Here is an 18,883-nt window from a genome sequence, read left to right on the forward strand (position 1 = left end):
CCTCTTACCTCTTGCGTAATACGTAGACCCGCCACATGGCGTAGAGCGGAAAGAAGTCCAGGTGCTCCTGGACACGAAAACCGGCTTGCCTGAATTCTTCTTCGACCGTAGCCGCCGGTAACACGAAACGATTCTGGTAACCCTCCTGCCCACCTTCGGACAGCCGCTTGCGCTCCATGCGCTTGCGCTTCCAGGCCTTGAAGTTGCCATCGACCCATAGCGAAACAATCACGCTGTCACGGGTGACCCGCTGAAACTCCCGTAGCAGCGCTATCCGATGCTCGGCCTCACCGATGTGGTGCAACAACCGCATGGAAAAAATGCAGTCCACAGCGTTGTCCGGCAAGTCGATGGCAAACGCAGACGTTTGCAAGGCTCGTACTCGTTTCACCACATCGGCCGGTTGCGCCACCGTGGCGGTGTTCAGCATAGCCGCTGAATTGTCGGCGCCAATAATGATTCGATTGGCCTTTTCGGTCAGCAGCGGCCAGAAACGACCCGCGCCGCACGGCAGGTCCAGCACCAGGCCCGGTTCTCCCGCCAGGGCCAGCGCAGCGCGAGCCAATTGTTCATCACGCTTGTGGGACAACTGTCGTGCCAGCCCCTCCTGGTGCTTGAGCAGGTATTGCTGCGCATGTTGGGCATCGTACTTGTCGGAAAATTCCAGCTTGATCGGTGTCGCCATCATCAAAGTCTCCTGCAACTGATGGCGCCACCTTAAGCAGCGGCGTGTCAGCGACAGGTCATCCCCTTGTGAAAACTTCGTACCGTCCAACGAGGAAATATTTCAGAGTTTTACAGGCAGCAGACAATGGCCTGGGGCCACCTAAGAAGAAAAATCGACAAGCGAGTGGCCCTGAAAAACAGGGCCCGGCAAGAATATTCAAGCCTTGGAAGGGGGCAGTTGAACGTGAAAACGACAGCCATTGGGGGTCATGGTACTGAGAGTGACGCTCCAGCCCTGGTTCTCGCAGATGCGCTGGACCAGGGACAAGCCCAGCCCCAAGCCTTCACCGCGCTTTTCATCGCCACGGACAAAGGGCTGAAACATCGCCTCGCGTTTTTCCTCGGGAATGCCCACGCCGCTGTCCTCCACGACGAATCCATCCGGCACCAGGCTCAGGCGGATAAATCCCTGTTCGGTGTAGTGCAAGGCATTGCGCAACAGATTGCCCATCACCGCATGCAGGAAAGTGGCGTTGTAGCGGGTCTCACCCGGTTGTCCCGGCTCGAAGATCAACTCGATACCCTTGGCCTCGACGGATTCGCGCCACACTCCGATCAAGTCCTTGGCAGCCTGGGTCAGCGTCAGTTGCGGCGACATGCTGGCATCTTCCCGCTGGGCTCGGGCCAGCATCAGGAACGTCTGCACCAGCTCACGCATTTCCTCGCAAGCTCGGGCAATACGTTCGACCTGGGCTCGTCCACGGGGATCGAGCCCGGGGTTTTCCAGGAGCAGCTCGCAGGACGTGGCCAGGACCATCAGCGGCGTCCGCAGTTCATGGCTGACGTCACTGGTGAACAGACGCTCACGGCTCAAGGCCTGGCGCAGGCGTCCGAGAGTCGCATCGAAGGCAATCGCCAACTCGCCCACCTCATCCGCCGCATAATCCGGTGCCAGGGGCGGTGCCAAGCCCAGCAGTTGATCCCGGTGACGGACCTGGCGAGCCAGACGAACCACCGGCGCCATCACCCGACGTGCCAGGACCCACCCCAGGAACACCGCCAGCGCCAGACTTAGGATGAAACCCACCAGCACCACCGCGAACAGCACCCGCTCGCGCTCTTCGAAATCGCTCTGATCCTGCAGCAGCACATAACGCCGGCCATCCACCACTTCGACCATGGCGTGATAGGACAGCTGCTCGCGAAACACTTCATGGAAGCCCGGGTCCAGGTGCCTCAGATCCTTGGGCAACTCGAAATCGCCGCGCCCGCCACTGTAGTAGAACAGTTGGTCGGGCTCGGGGCGGTGATTCCAGTCGGCAACGTTGTCCATTAGCAACAGGCGTTGCAGATCGCCGCCAAGGCCGGCGGAGATGAGTTTCTCCTCCACCAGATGCACGGTCGCCACGATGCCCATGGCGAAAGCCCCCGCCACCAGTGCGCTCATCAAGGCAAAGGCGATGATGATGCGCTGGGCAAGGCTCTGCTTAAACTCCATCACGGCCCTCGGCCAACCGGTAGCCGACACCGTGCACGGTGTGCAGCAACGGTTTGGCGAACGGCTTGTCGATCACCTGGCGCAGTTGGTGGACATGGCTGCGCAGGCTGTCACTGTCCGGACAGTCATCGCCCCACAGGGCCTCTTCGAGGATTTCCCGGCGCAACACATGGGGGCTCTTCTGCATCAACACCGCCAGCAGCTTGAGGCCCACCGGGTTGAGCTTGAGCAGGCGCCCTTCACGGGTGACTTCCAGGGTATCGAGGTCATAGCTGAGGTCACCGACCTGCAACGCTCTGCGACCACCGCCCTGGGTACGGCGCATCACCGCCTCAATCCGCGCGGCCAGTTCCGAAAGGGCAAATGGCTTGAGCAGGTAGTCGTCGGCACCGGACTTGAAGCCCTGAAGCCGGTCATCCAACTGGTCACGGGCCGTGAGCATGATCACTGGGGTATCGCGCCGGGCATCTTCGCGCAGGCGCTTGCACAGGGTGTAGCCGTCGATCCCTGGCAGCATGATATCGAGCACGATCAGGTCGTAATGCTCAGTGGCAGCCAGGTGCAATCCCGACAGACCATCCTGGGCGCAGTCCACGGTGTAGCCCTTGAGTCCCAGGTAATCCGCCAGGTTGGCGAGAATATCGCGGTTGTCTTCAACCAGTAGAATTCGCATCGGCACTCTCTCCGTACACAGTTACGGCCGTCTTGGCTCGCGCAGCTTAAGGCCAAGTCCGACTCGCCGCCAGCCTTGTCTGACCGCTCCCCGGGCACTTTTCACCCCTTCAATGGCTTAACGAGTTTTTCACCACAGGTTCACAACCTGCCTACAGGGGCAAGCCCAGACTGCCGGCCGTTTGCCCACAAGGAACACCCCTCTGATGGATCTTCTCAAGAGCGCTCCAGCGCGCTTAGTGCTGTTATTGACCAGCACCTGGCTGGCGATTTTCCTGCTGACCCGCAGCGCTTTCCTGCTGACTCACCTCAACGAAGCCGGTAGCGGCTGGCTGCCAGTGTTCGGCGTCGGCCTGCTTTACGACCTGGGCTTCCTGGCCTACGCCGCCCTGCCCCTGGGCCTGTGCCTGTTGCTCTGCCCGCCCAGCCTGTGGCAGCGGCGTGGAACGCGCTGGCTGTTACAGGGCCTGTTCAGCCTGAGCCTGTTCGCCATGCTTTTCACCGCTGTTGCGGAATGGCTGTTCTGGGACGAGTTCGGCGTGCGTTTCAACTTCATCGCCGTCGACTACCTGGTGTATTCCGACGAAGTCCTCAACAACATTCTCGAGTCCTACCCGATCGGCCTGTACATGGCGCTGCTGGCCCTGGCGGCAATCGCCCTGAGCCTGGCGCTGCGCAAGCCGCTGAAGGCGGCTCTGGATGCGCCCTTGCCGTCTCTGCGTGATCGCCTGCTCAGCACCCTGGGACTGCTGCTGGTGGCCGGCGCCAGCCTGCAACTGCTCAGCCAGGACAGTCCGCGTGCCCAGGGCGGCAATGCCTACCAGAATGAGCTGGCGAGCAACGGTCCGTATCAGTTCTTTGCTGCCTTTCGAAACAATGAGCTGGATTACCCACAGTTCTATCGCAGCCTGCCTGCCGATGTGGTGGCCCGCCAGATGCGCGCCGAACTCAACGAGCCCAATGCCCGCTTCATCGGCAAGGACCCCCTGGACATCCGTCGCGCCATTGACAACCCGGGCACCCCGCGCACACCGAATATCGTCCTGGTCACCCTGGAAAGCTTCAGCGCCAAGTACATGGGCAGTAATGGCGACGAACGCAATCTGACCCCCAACCTCGACGCCTTGCGCCAACAGAGCCTGTACTTCAACAATTTCTATGCCACCGGCACCCGCACCGACCGCGGCCTGGAAGCCATCACCCTGGCGATCCCACCGACGCCCGGACGCTCCATCGTCAAGCGCATCGGTCGTGAAAGCGGCTTTGCCAGCCTGGGCCAGCAACTTCGCGCCGTGGGTTACGACAGTGTGTTCGTCTATGGCGGACGCGGTTACTTCGACAACATGAACGCCTTTTTCAGCGGCAACGGCTACCGAGTGGTGGACCAGAGCAGCGTCGAAGAGTCCGAGATCCATTTCAAGAACGCCTGGGGCATGGCCGACGAAGACTTGTATAACCAGACCCTGAAGCTGGCGGACGCCGACTACGCGCAACAACGCCCCTTCCTGCTGCAACTGATGACCACCTCCAACCATCGTCCGTACACCTACCCCGACGGCCGCATCGACATCAAGTCCGGCAATGGCCGTGACGGCGCGGTCAAATACACCGACTACGCCATTGGCGAGTTCCTCAAGGCGGCGCGGCAAAAACCCTGGTTCGACAACACGATCTTCGTGTTCGTCGCCGACCACACCGCAGGCAGCGCGGGCAAGGAGGACCTGCCCATCAGCAACTATCAGATCCCGCTGTTCGTCTACGCCCCCAAGCTGGTCCCAACGCGGGAAAGTGCCCAGCTGGCCAGTCAGATCGACCTGGCGCCAACGCTGCTGGGGTTGTTGAACCTGGACTACGAATCGACCTTCTTCGGTCGCAACCTGTTGCAGGACAACCCGCTGCCCCCGCGTGTCCTGGTGGGCAATTACCAACACCTGGGGCTGTTCGACGGCAAGGACCTGGCGATTCTCAGCCCGCGCCAAGGGCTGCGCCGCCATGACCAGGCCCTGGGTGCCAGCCAGGAATCCCGGGTGCAGGACAGCGACCCGCTGATCCAGCGCGGCATCAGCTATTACCAGAGCGCCAGTTATGGCTTCAAGCAGCAGTTGCTGAGCTGGAAGGCGCCCAAGGCCTCGGCGGTCGAGTTGAGTCAGCGCTGAAGTCATTCGCGGGCAAGCCCGCTCCTACAGAGGTGCATCGTTGTAGGAGCGGGCTTGCCCGCGAAGATCCAGGCGCCCCCTCCTATCCCAGGCATAAAAAAGCCCCGCCGGTGTTCACCGGCGGGGCTTTTTCAGTACAGGGGTAAGGCTGGCTTACATCATGCCGCCCATGCCACCCATGCCGCCCATGTCTGGCATGCCGCCAGCTGCAGGCTTGTCTTCCACGATTTCAGCAACAGCGGCTTCGGTGGTCAGGATCAGACCGCCGATGGACGAAGCTGCTTGCAGCGCGGAACGGGTTACCTTGGTTGGGTCCAGGATGCCCATTTCGATCATGTCGCCGTATTCGCTGGTGGCAGCGTTGTAACCGAAGTTACCGGAACCCTGCTTGACCTTGTCCACAACCACGCTTGGCTCGTCACCGGAGTTGGCAACGATCTGACGCAGTGGAGCTTCGATAGCGCGACGCAGAACAGCGATACCCACGTCCTGGTCGGCGTTGTCGCCCTTCAGGTCGTTGATGCCTTGCAGAGCACGGATCAGGGCTACGCCACCGCCAGGTACCACGCCTTCTTCAACGGCTGCACGGGTAGCGTGCAGGGCGTCTTCAACGCGGGCTTTCTTCTCTTTCATTTCAACTTCGGAGCCAGCGCCAACCTTGATCACTGCAACGCCGCCGGACAGCTTGGCCAGACGCTCTTGCAGTTTTTCACGGTCGTAGTCGGACGAAGTGTCGGCGACTTGTTGACGGATCTGAGTCACACGAGCCTGGATGTCCGCTTCAACGCCAGCACCGTCGATGATGGTGGTGTTTTCTTTGGACAGGATCACGCGCTTGGCGTTACCCAGGTGCTCCAGGGTGGTGCTTTCCAGGCTCAGGCCGATCTCTTCGGAGATAACGGTACCGCCGGTCAGGACGGCGATGTCCTGCAGCATGGCCTTGCGACGGTCGCCGAAGCCTGGTGCCTTGACGGCAGCGACTTTGACGATACCGCGCATGTTGTTCACAACCAGAGTCGCCAGGGCTTCGCCTTCAACGTCTTCAGCCACGATCAGCAGTGGGCGGCCGGCTTTGGCAACGGCTTCCAGCACTGGCAGCATTTCGCGGATGTTGGAGATCTTCTTGTCCACCAGCAGGATCAGCGGGCCGTCGAGTTCGGCGACCATGGTGTCCGGCTTGTTGATGAAGTAAGGGGACAGGTAACCACGGTCGAACTGCATGCCTTCTACAACCGACAGTTCGTTTTCCAGGCCCGAGCCTTCTTCAACGGTGATCACGCCTTCTTTACCGACTTTTTCCATGGCTTCGGCAATGATGTCGCCGATGGAGTTGTCGGAGTTGGCGGAGATGGTGCCGACCTGAGCGATGGCTTTGGAATCAGCGCATGGCTTGGACAGACCTTTCAGCTCTTTGACGATGGCGATGGTCGCCTTGTCGATGCCGCGTTTCAGGTCCATCGGGTTCATGCCGGCAGCGACGGCTTTCAGGCCTTCGTTGACGATCGACTGGGCCAGAACGGTAGCGGTGGTGGTGCCGTCGCCAGCGTCATCGTTAGCACGGGAGGCAACGTCTTTGACCAGCTGCGCGCCCATGTTTTCGAAGCGATCTTTCAGCTCGATTTCTTTGGCTACGGAAACGCCGTCCTTGGTGATGGTCGGAGCGCCGAAGCTCTTCTCGATGATCACGTTACGGCCTTTCGGGCCCAGGGTCGCTTTTACTGCGTCAGCCAGAACGTTGACACCGGTGAGCATTTTCTTGCGGGCGGAATCGCCGAATTTAACTTCTTTAGCAGCCATGATCGATATTCCTTAAATACTGTGTAGTAGCGGGAAAATACGTGGGAAATCAGCCTTCGATAACGGCGAGAATTTCGTTCTCAGCCATTACCAGCAGATCTTCGCCATCGACTTTCACGGTGTTGCTGCCGGAGTACGGGCCAAACACCACTTTGTCACCCACTTTCACGGCCAGCGCACGTACTTCACCGTTGTCCAGCACGCGGCCGGTACCTACAGCGACGATTTCGCCACGGTTAGGTTTTTCAGCAGCCGAACCAGGCAGAACGATACCGCCGGCAGTTTTCGATTCTTCTTCGCTGCGACGGATGACGACGCGGTCATGCAGAGGACGAAGCTTCATTGTCGATCTCTCCTAATTGTGGTTTTCAACGGCCGGTGTCGATACCGGCGGGTTAACAAATCCGGCGTGGCCGGTTGCGGCTCGACAAGCGAGACGCGGAAGTCTGTCTGGTGTCAGCACCAGAAACCTTGCGGTGACCGTTACATAAGGGCGCATAAGGTTATTACAAGGGCAGGCTGATGAAATTTTTTACATCACCCGGGTTAAAACGAACACGGCACCCGAAGGTGCCGTGTGTTTGAGGCCAGTTATCAGGAATCTCGGTGCTCGAACTCACCTTCAATGACATTGGGCTCACGGCCCAACGGCTGTTGCGGCGCAGGGCCGCCACGGGCCGCACGCATGTCATCGGCAAAGGCGCGTTGGCGCAAGGCCTGCTCCTCGGCACGCTGGCGCATTTTATTGGCCAGCAGGCGACGGCTGATGGGCAGCAGCATCAGCAGGCCGAATACATCGCTGATGAAACCCGGCAGGATCAGCAGGCCGCCACCCAGGGCCAGCATCAGCCCCTCGAGCATCTGCTGGGCCGGCAACTCACCGCGATTGAGGCTTTCACGGGCACGCAGTGCCGTGGCCAATCCGGCCACGCGCAACACCAGCACACCGAGCATCGAACCGAGAATGATCAGCAGCAGTGCCGGGAAAAACCCGATGGCCGCGCTGACCTTGACGAAGACGAACAGCTCCAGCACCGGGAACAGTAAAAAGAGCAACAGAAAAGGGCGCATCAAATGGTTTCCTCTGCGGAAGAATGCCTTCCAGTAGACCGTAAATGACGTCGCCAATTCGTGAATTCAAGCACCCGGTGCCGGATTTTTCGGCCATTGATCGGCGTGGGCCAGAAAAACCAGGGCTTCGCGCACTTGTGTCGGCGTGTTGCAAAGGCTTGGAAATGGCAGCCAGTAAAGGGCTTGGCCAATGCGCAGGTGCATGCCTTCGCTGTCGATCCCGGCCAGTTGCGCCGGCACGCTGTGTGGCAGTCCCGTCAGCGCCACGTAGTGGGCAATGGCTTTGGCGTGGTCGCTGTTCATATGTTCAACCATGCTCAACTCGGCCTTGCCGGCGAACGGGTTGGCCAGGGCCACTTGATCCACCCAGTGAATAGCGCCGAAACCGCCGATGTAGCGATGACGCACCGGCTTGAGTACCCAGAAATCGAAGTCATGGGCCTTGTGGTAGTTCTGGGATTCCGGGAAGTAGCGGTAGTAGCGCTCGGCGGCGGCCTCGATAGCGTCCTGGTCCTCAAGCTTCTCGGCTTCGGCCAGGTAGGTCAGGCGCCCCACCGCTTGCACGTCATCGGCATCGCGCTCGCCTACCAGCAGCGAGCACTTGGAATCCTTCTGCAGATTGTGGGTGTGCTGGGCAATGCGGCTGATGAGAATCAGGGGGCGCCCCTCGGCATCCAGGCAATAAGGCACCACGGAACCAAAGGGAAAACCCGGCATGGCCTTGGAGTGCGTCGACAACACGCCGCGGTATTCCTTGAGCAGCAATTCTCGTGCATTCTTGGCAGCTTCAACGCTCACTTTATGACTCCTTCTATAGAATCCGTCGAAAACGGACGGGCGCCTGGAGCATTGTTCCAGCTACGCCAACGGGGCAATTCTCATCTGCAGCCAGGCCAGGTCCGGCAGCCGGCCGAGGTTCCCCGAAAAGGACCACCCCTCAAGACCTGCTAGCGGGACATGCGAATGCAACTCACTGACAAAGTAATCATTATCACTGGCGGTTGCCAAGGTCTGGGCCGCTCCATGGCCGAGTATTTCGCCGCCAAGGGCGCACGACTGGCCCTGGTGGACCTGAACCAGGAAAAACTCGACCAGGCCGTGGCGGCCTGCAAGGCCCTTGGCGTTGAGGCCCGTGCCTATCTGTGCAATGTGGCCAATGAAGAACAAGTGAGCCATATGGTGGCCCAGGTCGCCGAAGACTTCGGCGCCATCAACGGTCTGATCAACAACGCCGGAATCCTGCGCGACGGCCTGCTGCTCAAGGTCAAGGACGGCGAGATGACCAAGATGAGCCTGGCCCAATGGCAGGCGGTGATCGACGTCAACCTGACCGGAGTGTTCCTCTGCACTCGGGAAGTGGCGGCGAAAATGGTGGAATTGAACAACAGCGGCGCGATCATCAACATTTCCTCGATCTCGCGCGCCGGCAATGTCGGCCAGACCAACTACTCGGCGGCCAAGGCCGGCGTGGCGGCAGCCACCGTGACCTGGGCCAAGGAACTGGCGCGCTACGGAATTCGCGTGGCCGGGATTGCCCCCGGCTTTATCGAGACAGAAATGACCCTGGGCATGAAACCCGAAGCCCTGGAGAAGATGACCTCAGGCATTCCGCTCAAGCGCATGGGCAAGCCGGAAGAGATCGCCCACTCGGCAGCCTATATCTTCGAGAACGACTATTACACCGGACGCATCCTGGAGATGGACGGCGGCCTGCGCATCTGAGCCTGTAATCGCAACTGTAGAAGCCGGCTTGCCGGCGAAGGCGTCCATAAGATCGCGTTCGCCGGCTGGGCCTGTTTCGGACTTCAGTCGTCGCTGATGGTGATGTTGGGCATCGCCGGAGCGGCGGCTTCCTGCAATACGATGCGTGCTCCGACATGCCGGGCCAGTTCCTGATAGACCATGGCGATCTGGCTTTCAGGCTCGGCGATCACCGTCGGCTTGCCGCCGTCGGCCTGCTCGCGGATCAGCATCGACAGCGGCAACGAAGCCAGCAACTCGACGTCGTATTGGCTGGCCAGCTTCTCGCCGCCGCCTTCGCCGAACAAATGCTCGGCATGGCCGCAGTTGGAGCAGATGTGCACCGCCATGTTTTCCACCACGCCCAGCACCGGGATGTTGACCTTGCGGAACATCTCCACGCCCTTGCGCGCATCCAGCAGCGCCAGGTCTTGCGGTGTGGTCACGATCACTGCGCCGGCCACCGGGACTTTCTGCGCCAGGGTCAGTTGGATATCGCCAGTGCCCGGCGGCATGTCGATCACCAGATAGTCGAGGTTGCCCCAGTCGGTCTGGGTCACCAGTTGCAGCAAGGCGCCGGAGACCATCGGGCCACGCCAGACCATCGGCGTGTTGTCGTCGGTGAGGAAGGCCATGGACATGACCTCGACCCCGTGGGACTCGATGGGCACGAACCACTTCTGGTCCTTGATCTTCGGCCGGGTGCCTTCGGCAATGCCGAACATGATGCCCTGGCTCGGACCATAGATATCGGCGTCGAGAATCCCCACCTTGGCGCCTTCACGAGCCAGGGCCAGGGCCAGGTTGGCCGCGGTGGTGGACTTGCCCACGCCGCCCTTGCCGGACGCCACCGCCACCACGTTCTTGACGTTGGCCAGGCCCGGGATCTGCGCCTGGGCCTTGTGCGCGGCGATCACGCTGGTGATCTCGACCTTGGCCGAAGCGACACCGTCCAGGCCTTCGATGGCCAGTTGCAGCATCTGCGCCCAGCCACTCTTGAACAGACCGGCGGCATAACCCAGTTCCATCTGGACCAGGACCTTATCGCCCTGGACATCAATGGCCCGCACGCAGCCGGCGCTGACCGGGTCCTGGTTCAGGTAAGGGTCGGTGTATTGGCGAAGAACGGCTTCCACCGCTGCGCGATTGACGGCGCTCATGGGCAACTCCGATAACAAGACTGGAAAATCAGCCGGCTATCCTACGCCGCCGACTCCTTCGTGGCGAGAAAGCTTGCTGTGCACAATGTGCCCGGAAGGGTGAAAAATCCGCGCTGGCGCTTTATAGTGGCCGACCTCCGTTTCATCAAGTAGCCGAGCCCCATGTCCGAGCCACGCAAGATCCTCGTCACCAGCGCCCTGCCCTATGCCAATGGTTCCATCCACCTTGGCCACATGCTTGAGTACATCCAGACCGACATGTGGGTGCGCTTCCAGAAGCATCGCGGCAACCAATGCATCTATGTCTGCGCCGACGACGCACACGGCTCGGCCATCATGTTGCGTGCGGAGAAGGAAGGCATCACCCCGGAACAACTGATCGCCAATGTCCAGGCTGAACACAGCGCCGACTTTGCCGAGTTCCTGGTGGACTTCGACAACTTCCACTCGACCCACGCCGAAGAAAACCGTGAGCTGTCGAGCCAGATCTACCTCAAGCTGCGAGACGCCGGGCACATCGCCACGCGTTCCATCACTCAGTATTTCGACCCGGAAAAGAAAATGTTCCTGGCCGACCGCTTCATCAAGGGCACCTGCCCGAAGTGCGGCACTGAGGACCAGTACGGCGACAACTGCGAAAAATGCGGCGCCACCTATGCCCCGACCGATCTGAAAGATCCAAAATCGGCGATCTCCGGCGCCACCCCGGTGCTCAAGGATTCCCAGCATTTCTTCTTCAAGCTGCCGGACTTCCAGCAGATGCTGCAGACCTGGACCCGCAGCGGCACCCTGCAGGACGCCGTCGCCAACAAGATCGCCGAGTGGCTGGATGCCGGCCTGCAGCAGTGGGACATCTCCCGCGATGCGCCGTACTTCGGCTTCGAGATCCCGGACGAGCCGGGCAAGTACTTCTATGTCTGGCTGGACGCGCCAATCGGCTACATGGCCAGTTTCAAGAACCTCTGCGCCCGTCGTCCGGAACTGGACTTCGACGCGTTCTGGGGCAAGGACTCCACCGCCGAGCTGTACCACTTCATCGGCAAGGACATCGTCAACTTCCACGCGCTGTTCTGGCCCGCCATGCTCGAAGGCGCCGGCTACCGCAAACCGACCGGCATCAACGTCCACGGCTACCTGACCGTCAACGGCCAGAAAATGTCCAAGTCCCGTGGCACCTTCATCAAGGCTCGCACCTATCTGGAGCACCTGTCGCCGGAATACCTGCGCTACTACTACGCCTCCAAGCTGGGCCGCGGCGTCGACGACCTGGACCTGAACCTCGAAGACTTCGTGCAGAAGGTCAACTCCGACCTGGTGGGCAAGGTGGTGAACATCGCCAGCCGTTGCGCCGGCTTCATCCACAAAGGCAACGCCGGGCTGATGGTCGACAGCAATGCCGCCCCCGAGCTGACCGAGGCCTTCCTGGCCGCGGCGCCAAGCATCGCCGACGCCTATGAAGCCCGTGATTTTGCCCGCGCCATGCGCGAGATCATGGGGCTGGCGGACCGCGCCAACGCCTGGATCGCCGACAAGGCCCCATGGTCGCTGAACAAGCAGGAAGGCAAGCAGGCTGAAGTCCAGGCCATCTGCGCCACCGGTATCAACCTGTTCCGCCAACTGGTGATTTTCCTCAAACCGGTGCTGCCGCTGCTGGCCGCCGATGCCGAGGCCTTCCTGAACGTTCCGGCACTGACCTGGAACGATCACCAGCACCTACTGGCCAATCATCAACTCAACGAATTCAAGCCGCTGATGACGCGGATCGACCCGGTAAAAGTCCAAGCCATGACCGACGCCTCGAAAGAAGACCTGGCCGCCAGCCAGACCGACACCGGCACAGCCACGCCAGCGGGCAACGGCGAACTGGCCAAGGACCCGCTGTCACCGGAAATCGACTTCGACGCCTTTGCCGCCATCGACCTGCGCGTCGCCTTGATCGTCAAGGCCGAAGCCGTGGAAGGTGCCGACAAGCTACTGCGCCTGACCCTGGATATCGGTGACGAGCAGCGCAACGTGTTCTCCGGGATCAAGAGCGCTTACCCGGACCCGTCCAAGCTCGATGGTCGCCTGACCATGATGATCGCCAACCTCAAACCGCGGAAAATGAAGTTCGGCATCTCCGAGGGCATGGTGATGGCCGCCGGCCCTGGCGGTGAAGAGATCTACCTGCTGAGCCCGGACAGCGGCGCCAAGCCCGGCCAGCGGATCAAGTAAGGCTGCAGGCTGGACCCCGTCCCCCCCTTGCGCCCCGCGCAACGGGGGGATTTGCATATCTGGCGGGCCCTGCGCCCGCCCCGGAGTTTGCCTACTCTTGAGGGACAGCCTGCCCGTACCGGCCCAACCATGACCCACTTCCTGTTCGCCCTTGTCAGCACCGCCCTGATCAACAACTTCGTGTTGCAGTGGCCGCTGGGCGTCGATCCGCTGCTGCACGCCCCAGCCGATAGCACCCGGCAGCGGATCCACGCGCTGGGCCTGGCAACCACGGTCTTGATGCTGATCAGCTGCGTGCTCGGCCACGTCCTTTATCGTGGCGCGCTGCTGCCTTTGGGACTGGAGTCCTTGCAGTTGTTTCTCTGGCTGCCTCTGAGCGTGCTGCTGATCAAGCCAGTGTTGCAGCTGCTGTCCCGGGCCTTGCCCAGAGTTTCGTTCGACGGCCTTTGGCCGTTGCTGCTGGGCAATGCCGGCGCGCTCGGCCTGCTGCTGATCGCCACAGGGGAAAACCTCGGGCTCGCGACGCTCAGCGCCATGAGCCTGGGAGCCGGACTGGGCTTCTGGCTGGTACTGAGCCTGTTCAACGATCTGCGCCAGCGTATCTCCAACAACGATATTCCCCTGCCCTGGCGCGGCCTGCCGATCGACCTGATCAGCGCCGGCCTGCTGGCAGTGGCGTTTTTCGGCTTCAACGGACTGATCAAAACATGAGTCTGATTCAACGCATCGACGCCCTCCTGCCCCAGACCCAGTGCGGCAAATGCGGCCATCCCGGATGCAAACCCTACGCCCAGGGCATCGCCAACGGCGAGGCCATCAACAAGTGCCCACCCGGCGGTGAGGAAACCATTGCCGGCCTGGCGCAACTGCTGCAGCTACCGGTGCTGGAGCTCGATCGCAGCCGCGGCGAGGCTCCGGCCCAGATCGCCTATATTCGCGAAGCCGAATGCATCGGCTGCACCAAATGCATCCAGGCCTGTCCCGTGGACGCCATCGTCGGCGCGGCCAAATTGATGCACACCGTGCTTGTGGACGAATGCACCGGCTGCGACCTGTGCGTAGCGCCCTGTCCGGTGGACTGCATTGATATGCTGCCGCTGCCTGAGGCCAAGGTGGTGCCGATCGTCGGCGGCCTGGCCACCAGCCCCGAGCAGCTGCAAGCCCGCAGCAGCAAGCGCGAACAGGCGCGAAGACGCTTCGAACAACGCAACGAACGCTTGCAACGGGAAGAGGCCCGGCGCCTGGCCGAACGCCAGGCCCGCGCACAACGAGCCGCGCAAACCACTGACGACAACCAGAACCCGGTGCAGGCCGCCATCGAGCGGGTCCGTGCACAGAAGGCCGCTGCGGCCGATGCAGCGCTGAAAAAAGCCAAGATCGAGCTAGCCATGAGCCGGGCCCAGCTGCACAAGTCCCTCAAGGCTTTCGGCCATCCACCGACCTTTGAGCAGCAAATGCAATTGATCGTCCTGCAGCGTCAGTTCGAAACCGCCGAGCAGGCCTTGGCCCAGCTGGAGTTCCAAGCGCCACCTGCTCCGACGCCGGTGGCCAAGGATGCTGAGCTCAAGCGAGCGAAGATCCAGTTGGCGACGCGCCGCGCCGAACTGAAGAAAGCTCAGGCGGCTGAAGCGTCCAGTGCTGAACTGGAAACCCTGAACGCAGCCCTGGCGGCGGCCGAACAGGCCCTGCATGCCGCCGAGGACGCCTGTGCGAAACCGGCGCCGACACTGACTCGTATCGAAAAACGCCCGATCGATCCACAACTGCGGCAACTGAAAACCGAGCTGGCCTACGCCCGCGCCGACCTGAACAAACTACAGCGCCAGCCCGACACCCGCGCAGAACAGCTGGCCCAGGCTCAGGCACGCTTGCACGAGGCCGAGCGCCAGGTGAAGGCCCATGCTGATTGCTGACGGCGTCGACCAGCGCCTGCGCCAGGCCATGCAGCGAGTGCTGCTGGCCACGTTGCCGGGACTGTTGGTGCTGCTGTGGCTGTACGGATGGGGCGTGCTGCTCAATCTGCTGCTGACCGTCAGCGGCGCCCTGGTCGCGGAAGCCCTGGTCCTGTACGTCAGACGACGCCCGCTGCCGCCCAACCTCGGTGACGGCAGCGCCTTGGTCAGCGCCACGCTGCTGGCCCTGGCCTTGCCACCTTATTGCCCTTGGTGGCTGCCGCTGAGCGCCGCTGCCGCGGCCATTCTCCTGGGCAAGCAGGTTTACGGTGGTGTCGGCCAAAATCCGTTCAATCCGGCCATGCTCGGCTACGCCCTGGCCTTGCTGTGTTTTCCCCAGTCGATGACCCATTGGCCGGCGCACCACGCCATGGACCTGCTCGGTGGCCTGCAACAGGTATTCGGTGTCGCGGACGGCCTGCATCCGGATGCCTGGGTCCAAGCCACCGCGCTGGACAGCCTGCGGATCAACAAAAGCCTGACCCTCGACGAACTCTTTGCCAGCAACCCCGCCTTCGGTCACTTCGGCGGCCGTGGTGCCGAATGGATCAGCCTGGGATTTCTCGCCGGAGGACTGTTTCTGCTGCAGCAGCGGGTCATCAGTTGGCAGGCGCCCGTGGGCATGCTGGGCAGCCTCTTTGTCATCAGCCTGCTGTGCTGGAACGGCTCGGGCTCCGACTCCCATGGTTCGCCGCTGTTTCACCTGCTCAGCGGCGCCAGCATGCTGGGCGCATTCTTTATCGTCACTGAACCGGTGTCCGGCCCCAAGGCAGCGAAAGCCAGGCTGCTGTTCGGCGCCGGCGTCGGTCTGCTGACCTACCTGATCCGCACCTGGGGCGGCTACCCCGACGGCGTTGCCTTCGCCGTACTACTGATGAATCTGGCGGCGCCGGGGCTGGAGCGCCTGTGCTCCTCGGAACAGGAGAAGACTTGAGCATGACGAGAACTCGCGGTCTGCTCCTGCTGGTGCTGCTCGGCGTTCTCGGCGTGGGCGCCACCCTGTGGCTGCAATACGCTGGCGCACCGCGCATCGCCGCCGAGCAGCGGGCATTGCAGGCCCGCAAGTTACTCGACCTGCTGCCCACGGCAAGCTACGACAACCAGCCACTGGACCAGCCACTGCCCTTGAGTGATGTGCAACTGGACAACAGCCGCTTACTGAATGGCTACCTGGCCACCCGCGAGGGTCTGCCCAGCGCTGTGCTGTTGCGCAGTCGAGTGAACGGTTACGCCGGCCCCATCGAGCTGCTGATCGCCATCGACAGCCATGGCCGCCTGCTGGGGAGCAAGACGCTCAGGCAGGATGAGACCCCAGGCCTGGGAGGCCGCATCGCCGAGCAGCCCAACGCCTGGCTGCAGGGGTTTTCCGGCAAATCCCGCACGTCCCCGGACGATGCTGCCTGGGCCCTGAAAAAGGACAATGGCCAGTTCGATCAGATCGCGGGCGCCACCATCACCTCCCGTGCGGTGATCAGCGCCCTGCACGATGCCCTGCGCTACTTCGATGAGCATCGCCAGCAACTGCTTCCGGGAGCCGCTCATGAGTAAGCCACTGTCATTGCCGGGCCTGCTGATGCTGACGCCGTTGATCGGGGCCACGGATGCCTGGGTCAAAGCGCTGGGCCTGGCGCTGGCATCCACTCTGCTGATCGGGGCCTTTGGGGCCGGTATGGGCCTGCTGCGGCCACACTTGCAAAGCCGTCAGCAGTGGCTGGCCAGCCTGTTGCTCGCCGCCACTCTCGGCAGCTGGCTATGGCTGGCGGTACAAGCCTGGAGTTATGAGCTGCACCAGCAGTTGAGCCTGTACCTGGGCCTGCTGCCCCTGCAATGCGTGATATTGGAGCAGGCGGGCTTCTTCCAGCACCGCGACCGGCTGCGCCTGGCTGCCGGTTTCTGTGGCGCGCTGGTGCTGGTGGGCGCACTGCGCGAATTGCTGGGCACCGGCGCCCTGGGCAGCCATCTGGGCTGGTTGGCCGGCCTGCCCGGTGATGGCGCCGGCTGGGTGTTGCTGCCCCAAGGCGGATTGCGCCTGCTGACTCTGGCCCCTGGGGGTTTTATCCTGCTTGGCCTGCTGCTGGCGGCAAAGCAGGCCTGGACCGCCTCTTCGTCCTTCAATCGACCGCCTTCGAGGAAATGAACCACCCATGAATGCCGCCAAACGCCTGGAAATATTTCGCCGACTTCACGAAGACAATCCCGAACCGAAAACCGAACTGGCCTACTCCTCGCCATTCGAGTTGCTGATCGCGGTCATTCTTTCGGCGCAATCGACCGACGTCGGGGTCAACAAGGCGACCGCCAAACTCTTTCCCGTGGCCAATACACCGGCGGCTATCCATGCCCTGGGGGTCGAGGGACTGTCCGAATACATCAAGACCATCGGCCTGTACAACAGCAAGGCCAAGAACGTCATCGAGACCTGCCGCCTGCTGGTGGAACGCCACAACAGCGAAGTGCCACAAACCCGGGAAGAGCTGGAAGCCTTGCCCGGCGTCGGCCGCAAGACCGCCAACGTAGTCCTCAACACCGCCTTCCGGCAATTGACCATGGCCGTGGACACCCACATCTTCCGGGTCAGCAACCGCACCGGGCTGGCCCCGGGCAAGAATGTGGTGGAAGTGGAAAAGAAACTGATGAAGTTTGTGCCCAGGGAGTTTCTGCTGGACTCCCATCACTGGCTGATCCTTCACGGTCGCTACGTCTGCCTGGCACGCAAGCCACGTTGCGGGAGCTGTCGAATCGAAGACCTGTGCGAATACAAGCAAAAGACTTCTGACGATTGAGGAAGCATTGATTTTGCTGATGAGTCGATTGAAAAAATCTTTTTTACCCGCCAGGAGAATATCGATATAAGGAGCGCCAATGGCAGTCTTAGCCTGGAGTTGACCTTATGAGCACTGGCAAAGAACAACTGGACGTAGAAGAAGACTTCATCGCGGCAGAGACAGACGATGCTGAACCGGTGGTCGAGGTGGCGAAAACCAATCTGAGCAAACGCAGAACCATCGACAATCTTCTGGAAGAACGACGCCTGCAGAAACAACTGGCCGATTACGACTTTGACCTCTAGTCACAAAAGAGCCTCCAGATGGAGGTTTTTTTGTGCCTCTCTCGCTCCGAAACTCGACCGGTCAGCCCCTCGGCATGACCGGCCCGTTCCGAACTAGCCGGTTGCTCCACTCAAGGTTGTCGCTTCAGTAACCAACACTCATACCAACTGATGGCGCTGGGCAAACTCGATCAGGTCAACCAATGAACGAGCATTGAGCTTGGCCAACAACCGCCGCTTGTAAGTGCTGACGGTCTTGTTGCTCAGGCACAAGCCCTCAGCGATTTCCTTGTTACTCATGCCATTGGTGAGCTGCTTCAATACGATCAACTCACGCCCTGAAAGAAGTTCGATCATTTCTTCCTCGCTGCTGACGCCCTGACTGGAACGAAAGGTGTGCAACGCCTCGTTGGGAAAGTAGCTGTAACCCGCCAGCACCGCCCGCACCGCACTGATCAGTTCAGTAATGTCCTGCTGCTTGCACACATAGCCGGCAGCACCGGCCTGCATGCAACGCATGGAAAAGGGTCCAGGAACTTGCAGAGTCAACACTAGTATCTTGATCGGCATACCTCTGGACATCAGGCGGGTTATAACTTCAAGTCCATCAAGTTGTGGGATACCAATATCCAGAATCAAAATATCGGGAACATATTCAAGAGCCAACTTCAAAGCGTCCGTGCCATTATCTGCTTCTGCTACTACTTCAAAACCATGGCGTTCCATCAACATGCGCACAGCCAAGCGGATAACAGGATGATCATCCACGATCAATACTCTTTTCATAGGTCCATCCAAGTCCTGAGAGTTTTTTAGAGCCCGCACAATACCCCAGAGAATTGACTCTGACACCGTGCTACCTGGGGCTACGACCCTACGAGGACGATCCTTACAAACAATACCGATTT

19 protein-coding genes are annotated in these 18,883 nt (G+C 61.0%); 10 read left to right on the plus strand and 9 right to left on the minus strand.

Annotation, left to right across the window (positions count from 1 at the left end; genetic code table 11):
• Positions 1-4: 4 nt before the first annotated feature.
• From P7C00_RS25375 to colR, 3 genes are all read right to left on the minus strand, one after another.
• Complete coding sequence (locus tag P7C00_RS25375; RefSeq protein WP_404940088.1) at positions 5-685, minus strand: class I SAM-dependent methyltransferase; 681 nt, start codon at positions 683-685, stop codon at positions 5-7.
• Positions 686-883: 198 nt separating this feature from the next.
• Complete coding sequence (locus tag P7C00_RS25380) at positions 884-2,164, minus strand: HAMP domain-containing sensor histidine kinase (protein WP_346632497.1); 1,281 nt, start codon at positions 2,162-2,164, stop codon at positions 884-886.
• Positions 2,154-2,837 (minus strand): two-component system response regulator ColR, encoded by a 684-nt coding sequence (gene colR / locus P7C00_RS25385; RefSeq protein WP_047305857.1) that lies wholly within the window; start codon positions 2,835-2,837, stop codon positions 2,154-2,156. Before colR ends, P7C00_RS25380 begins: the two co-directional genes overlap by 11 nt.
• Before the next feature lie 205 nt (positions 2,838-3,042).
• On the opposite strand from colR, the gene P7C00_RS25390 reads away from it, so the two are divergent.
• On the plus strand, positions 3,043-4,992 hold the full coding sequence (locus P7C00_RS25390) for an LTA synthase family protein (RefSeq protein WP_404937557.1): 1,950 nt from the start codon (positions 3,043-3,045) through the stop codon (positions 4,990-4,992).
• A 153-nt stretch (positions 4,993-5,145) separates the two neighbouring features.
• Here the strand turns inward: P7C00_RS25390 and groL are convergent, their stop codons facing one another.
• The 4 genes from groL to P7C00_RS25410 form a co-directional block, all read right to left on the minus strand.
• Positions 5,146-6,789: a chaperonin GroEL gene (gene groL, locus P7C00_RS25395; RefSeq protein WP_025129665.1), complete on the minus strand. Its 1,644-nt coding sequence runs from the start codon at positions 6,787-6,789 to the stop codon at positions 5,146-5,148.
• 49 nt (positions 6,790-6,838) lie between these two features.
• Positions 6,839-7,132 (minus strand): co-chaperone GroES, encoded by a 294-nt coding sequence (locus tag P7C00_RS25400; RefSeq protein WP_011063093.1) that lies wholly within the window; start codon positions 7,130-7,132, stop codon positions 6,839-6,841.
• A 251-nt stretch (positions 7,133-7,383) separates the two neighbouring features.
• Positions 7,384-7,860 (minus strand): FxsA family protein, encoded by a 477-nt coding sequence (locus tag P7C00_RS25405; protein WP_011063094.1) that lies wholly within the window; start codon positions 7,858-7,860, stop codon positions 7,384-7,386.
• A gap of 66 nt (positions 7,861-7,926) precedes the next feature.
• Positions 7,927-8,658 carry a HugZ family protein gene (locus tag P7C00_RS25410; protein ID WP_346632499.1) on the minus strand — a complete coding sequence of 244 codons (732 nt, stop codon included), beginning with the start codon at positions 8,656-8,658 and terminating at the stop codon, positions 7,927-7,929.
• Between the two features lie 165 nt (positions 8,659-8,823).
• On the opposite strand from P7C00_RS25410, the gene P7C00_RS25415 reads away from it, so the two are divergent.
• Positions 8,824-9,582 (plus strand): SDR family oxidoreductase, encoded by a 759-nt coding sequence (locus P7C00_RS25415; protein ID WP_404937558.1) that lies wholly within the window; start codon positions 8,824-8,826, stop codon positions 9,580-9,582.
• A gap of 83 nt (positions 9,583-9,665) precedes the next feature.
• Here the strand turns inward: P7C00_RS25415 and apbC are convergent, their stop codons facing one another.
• Positions 9,666-10,760, minus strand: a complete 1,095-nt coding sequence (gene apbC / locus P7C00_RS25420; protein WP_346632501.1) for an iron-sulfur cluster carrier protein ApbC — start codon at positions 10,758-10,760, stop codon at positions 9,666-9,668.
• Between the two features lie 162 nt (positions 10,761-10,922).
• Between apbC and metG the strand changes: the two genes are divergently transcribed.
• The 8 genes from metG to P7C00_RS25460 all read left to right on the plus strand — a co-directional run bounded on the left by metG (position 10,923) and on the right by P7C00_RS25460 (position 17,996).
• A complete protein-coding gene (gene metG, locus P7C00_RS25425; RefSeq protein WP_346632502.1) occupies positions 10,923-12,974 on the plus strand; it encodes a methionine--tRNA ligase in 2,052 nt (683 codons plus the stop codon).
• Between the two features lie 129 nt (positions 12,975-13,103).
• Positions 13,104-13,685 carry an Rnf-Nqr domain containing protein gene (locus tag P7C00_RS25430; protein ID WP_404937559.1) on the plus strand — a complete coding sequence of 194 codons (582 nt, stop codon included), beginning with the start codon at positions 13,104-13,106 and terminating at the stop codon, positions 13,683-13,685.
• A complete protein-coding gene (rsxB, locus tag P7C00_RS25435) occupies positions 13,682-14,887 on the plus strand; it encodes an electron transport complex subunit RsxB (RefSeq protein WP_404937560.1) in 1,206 nt (401 codons plus the stop codon). The genes P7C00_RS25430 and rsxB overlap by 4 nt, the downstream gene beginning before the upstream one ends.
• Positions 14,874-15,860 (plus strand): RnfABCDGE type electron transport complex subunit D, encoded by a 987-nt coding sequence (locus P7C00_RS25440; RefSeq protein ID WP_404937561.1) that lies wholly within the window; start codon positions 14,874-14,876, stop codon positions 15,858-15,860. Before rsxB ends, P7C00_RS25440 begins: the two co-directional genes overlap by 14 nt.
• A 2-nt stretch (positions 15,861-15,862) precedes the next feature.
• Entirely contained in the window at positions 15,863-16,474 is a 612-nt protein-coding gene (locus tag P7C00_RS25445; RefSeq protein ID WP_346632506.1) for an RnfABCDGE type electron transport complex subunit G, read from the plus strand.
• Positions 16,467-17,063, plus strand: a complete 597-nt coding sequence (locus P7C00_RS25450) for an Rnf-Nqr domain containing protein (RefSeq protein WP_346632507.1) — start codon at positions 16,467-16,469, stop codon at positions 17,061-17,063. The genes P7C00_RS25445 and P7C00_RS25450 overlap by 8 nt, the downstream gene beginning before the upstream one ends.
• 7 nt (positions 17,064-17,070) lie before the next feature.
• Entirely contained in the window at positions 17,071-17,709 is a 639-nt protein-coding gene (nth, locus tag P7C00_RS25455) for an endonuclease III (RefSeq protein WP_346632508.1), read from the plus strand.
• A 107-nt stretch (positions 17,710-17,816) separates the two neighbouring features.
• Positions 17,817-17,996, plus strand: a complete 180-nt coding sequence (locus P7C00_RS25460) for a PA3496 family putative envelope integrity protein (RefSeq protein ID WP_346632509.1) — start codon at positions 17,817-17,819, stop codon at positions 17,994-17,996.
• A gap of 138 nt (positions 17,997-18,134) precedes the next feature.
• On the opposite strand, the gene P7C00_RS25465 is transcribed toward P7C00_RS25460, so the two are convergent.
• Positions 18,135-18,761: a response regulator transcription factor gene (locus tag P7C00_RS25465; protein ID WP_346632510.1), complete on the minus strand. Its 627-nt coding sequence runs from the start codon at positions 18,759-18,761 to the stop codon at positions 18,135-18,137.
• Positions 18,762-18,883: the final 122 nt, after the last annotated feature.

Source organism: Pseudomonas sp. JDS08PS003, assembly GCF_045013505.1.
GTDB lineage: Bacteria > Pseudomonadota > Gammaproteobacteria > Pseudomonadales > Pseudomonadaceae > Aquipseudomonas > Aquipseudomonas protegens_B.

Excerpts from the sequence above, each read along its gene's own strand:
- P7C00_RS25375 (WP_404940088.1), bottom strand. The coding sequence starts at position 685 with ATGGCGACACCGATCAAGCTGGAATTTTCCGACAAGTACGATGCCCAA.
- P7C00_RS25380 (WP_346632497.1), bottom strand. The coding sequence starts at position 2,164 with ATGGAGTTTAAGCAGAGCCTTGCCCAGCGCATCATCATCGCCTTTGCC.
- colR (WP_047305857.1), bottom strand. The coding sequence starts at position 2,837 with ATGCGAATTCTACTGGTTGAAGACAACCGCGATATTCTCGCCAACCTG.
- P7C00_RS25390 (WP_404937557.1), top strand. The coding sequence starts at position 3,043 with ATGGATCTTCTCAAGAGCGCTCCAGCGCGCTTAGTGCTGTTATTGACC.
- groL (WP_025129665.1), bottom strand. The coding sequence starts at position 6,789 with ATGGCTGCTAAAGAAGTTAAATTCGGCGATTCCGCCCGCAAGAAAATG.
- P7C00_RS25400 (WP_011063093.1), bottom strand. The coding sequence starts at position 7,132 with ATGAAGCTTCGTCCTCTGCATGACCGCGTCGTCATCCGTCGCAGCGAA.
- P7C00_RS25405 (WP_011063094.1), bottom strand. The coding sequence starts at position 7,860 with ATGCGCCCTTTTCTGTTGCTCTTTTTACTGTTCCCGGTGCTGGAGCTG.
- P7C00_RS25415 (WP_404937558.1), top strand. The coding sequence starts at position 8,824 with ATGCAACTCACTGACAAAGTAATCATTATCACTGGCGGTTGCCAAGGT.
- apbC (WP_346632501.1), bottom strand. The coding sequence starts at position 10,760 with ATGAGCGCCGTCAATCGCGCAGCGGTGGAAGCCGTTCTTCGCCAATAC.
- metG (WP_346632502.1), top strand. The coding sequence starts at position 10,923 with ATGTCCGAGCCACGCAAGATCCTCGTCACCAGCGCCCTGCCCTATGCC.
- P7C00_RS25430 (WP_404937559.1), top strand. The coding sequence starts at position 13,104 with ATGACCCACTTCCTGTTCGCCCTTGTCAGCACCGCCCTGATCAACAAC.
- rsxB (WP_404937560.1), top strand. The coding sequence starts at position 13,682 with ATGAGTCTGATTCAACGCATCGACGCCCTCCTGCCCCAGACCCAGTGC.
- P7C00_RS25440 (WP_404937561.1), top strand. The coding sequence starts at position 14,874 with ATGCTGATTGCTGACGGCGTCGACCAGCGCCTGCGCCAGGCCATGCAG.
- P7C00_RS25445 (WP_346632506.1), top strand. The coding sequence starts at position 15,863 with ATGACGAGAACTCGCGGTCTGCTCCTGCTGGTGCTGCTCGGCGTTCTC.
- P7C00_RS25450 (WP_346632507.1), top strand. The coding sequence starts at position 16,467 with ATGAGTAAGCCACTGTCATTGCCGGGCCTGCTGATGCTGACGCCGTTG.
- nth (WP_346632508.1), top strand. The coding sequence starts at position 17,071 with ATGAATGCCGCCAAACGCCTGGAAATATTTCGCCGACTTCACGAAGAC.
- P7C00_RS25460 (WP_346632509.1), top strand. The coding sequence starts at position 17,817 with ATGAGCACTGGCAAAGAACAACTGGACGTAGAAGAAGACTTCATCGCG.
- P7C00_RS25465 (WP_346632510.1), bottom strand. The coding sequence starts at position 18,761 with ATGAAAAGAGTATTGATCGTGGATGATCATCCTGTTATCCGCTTGGCT.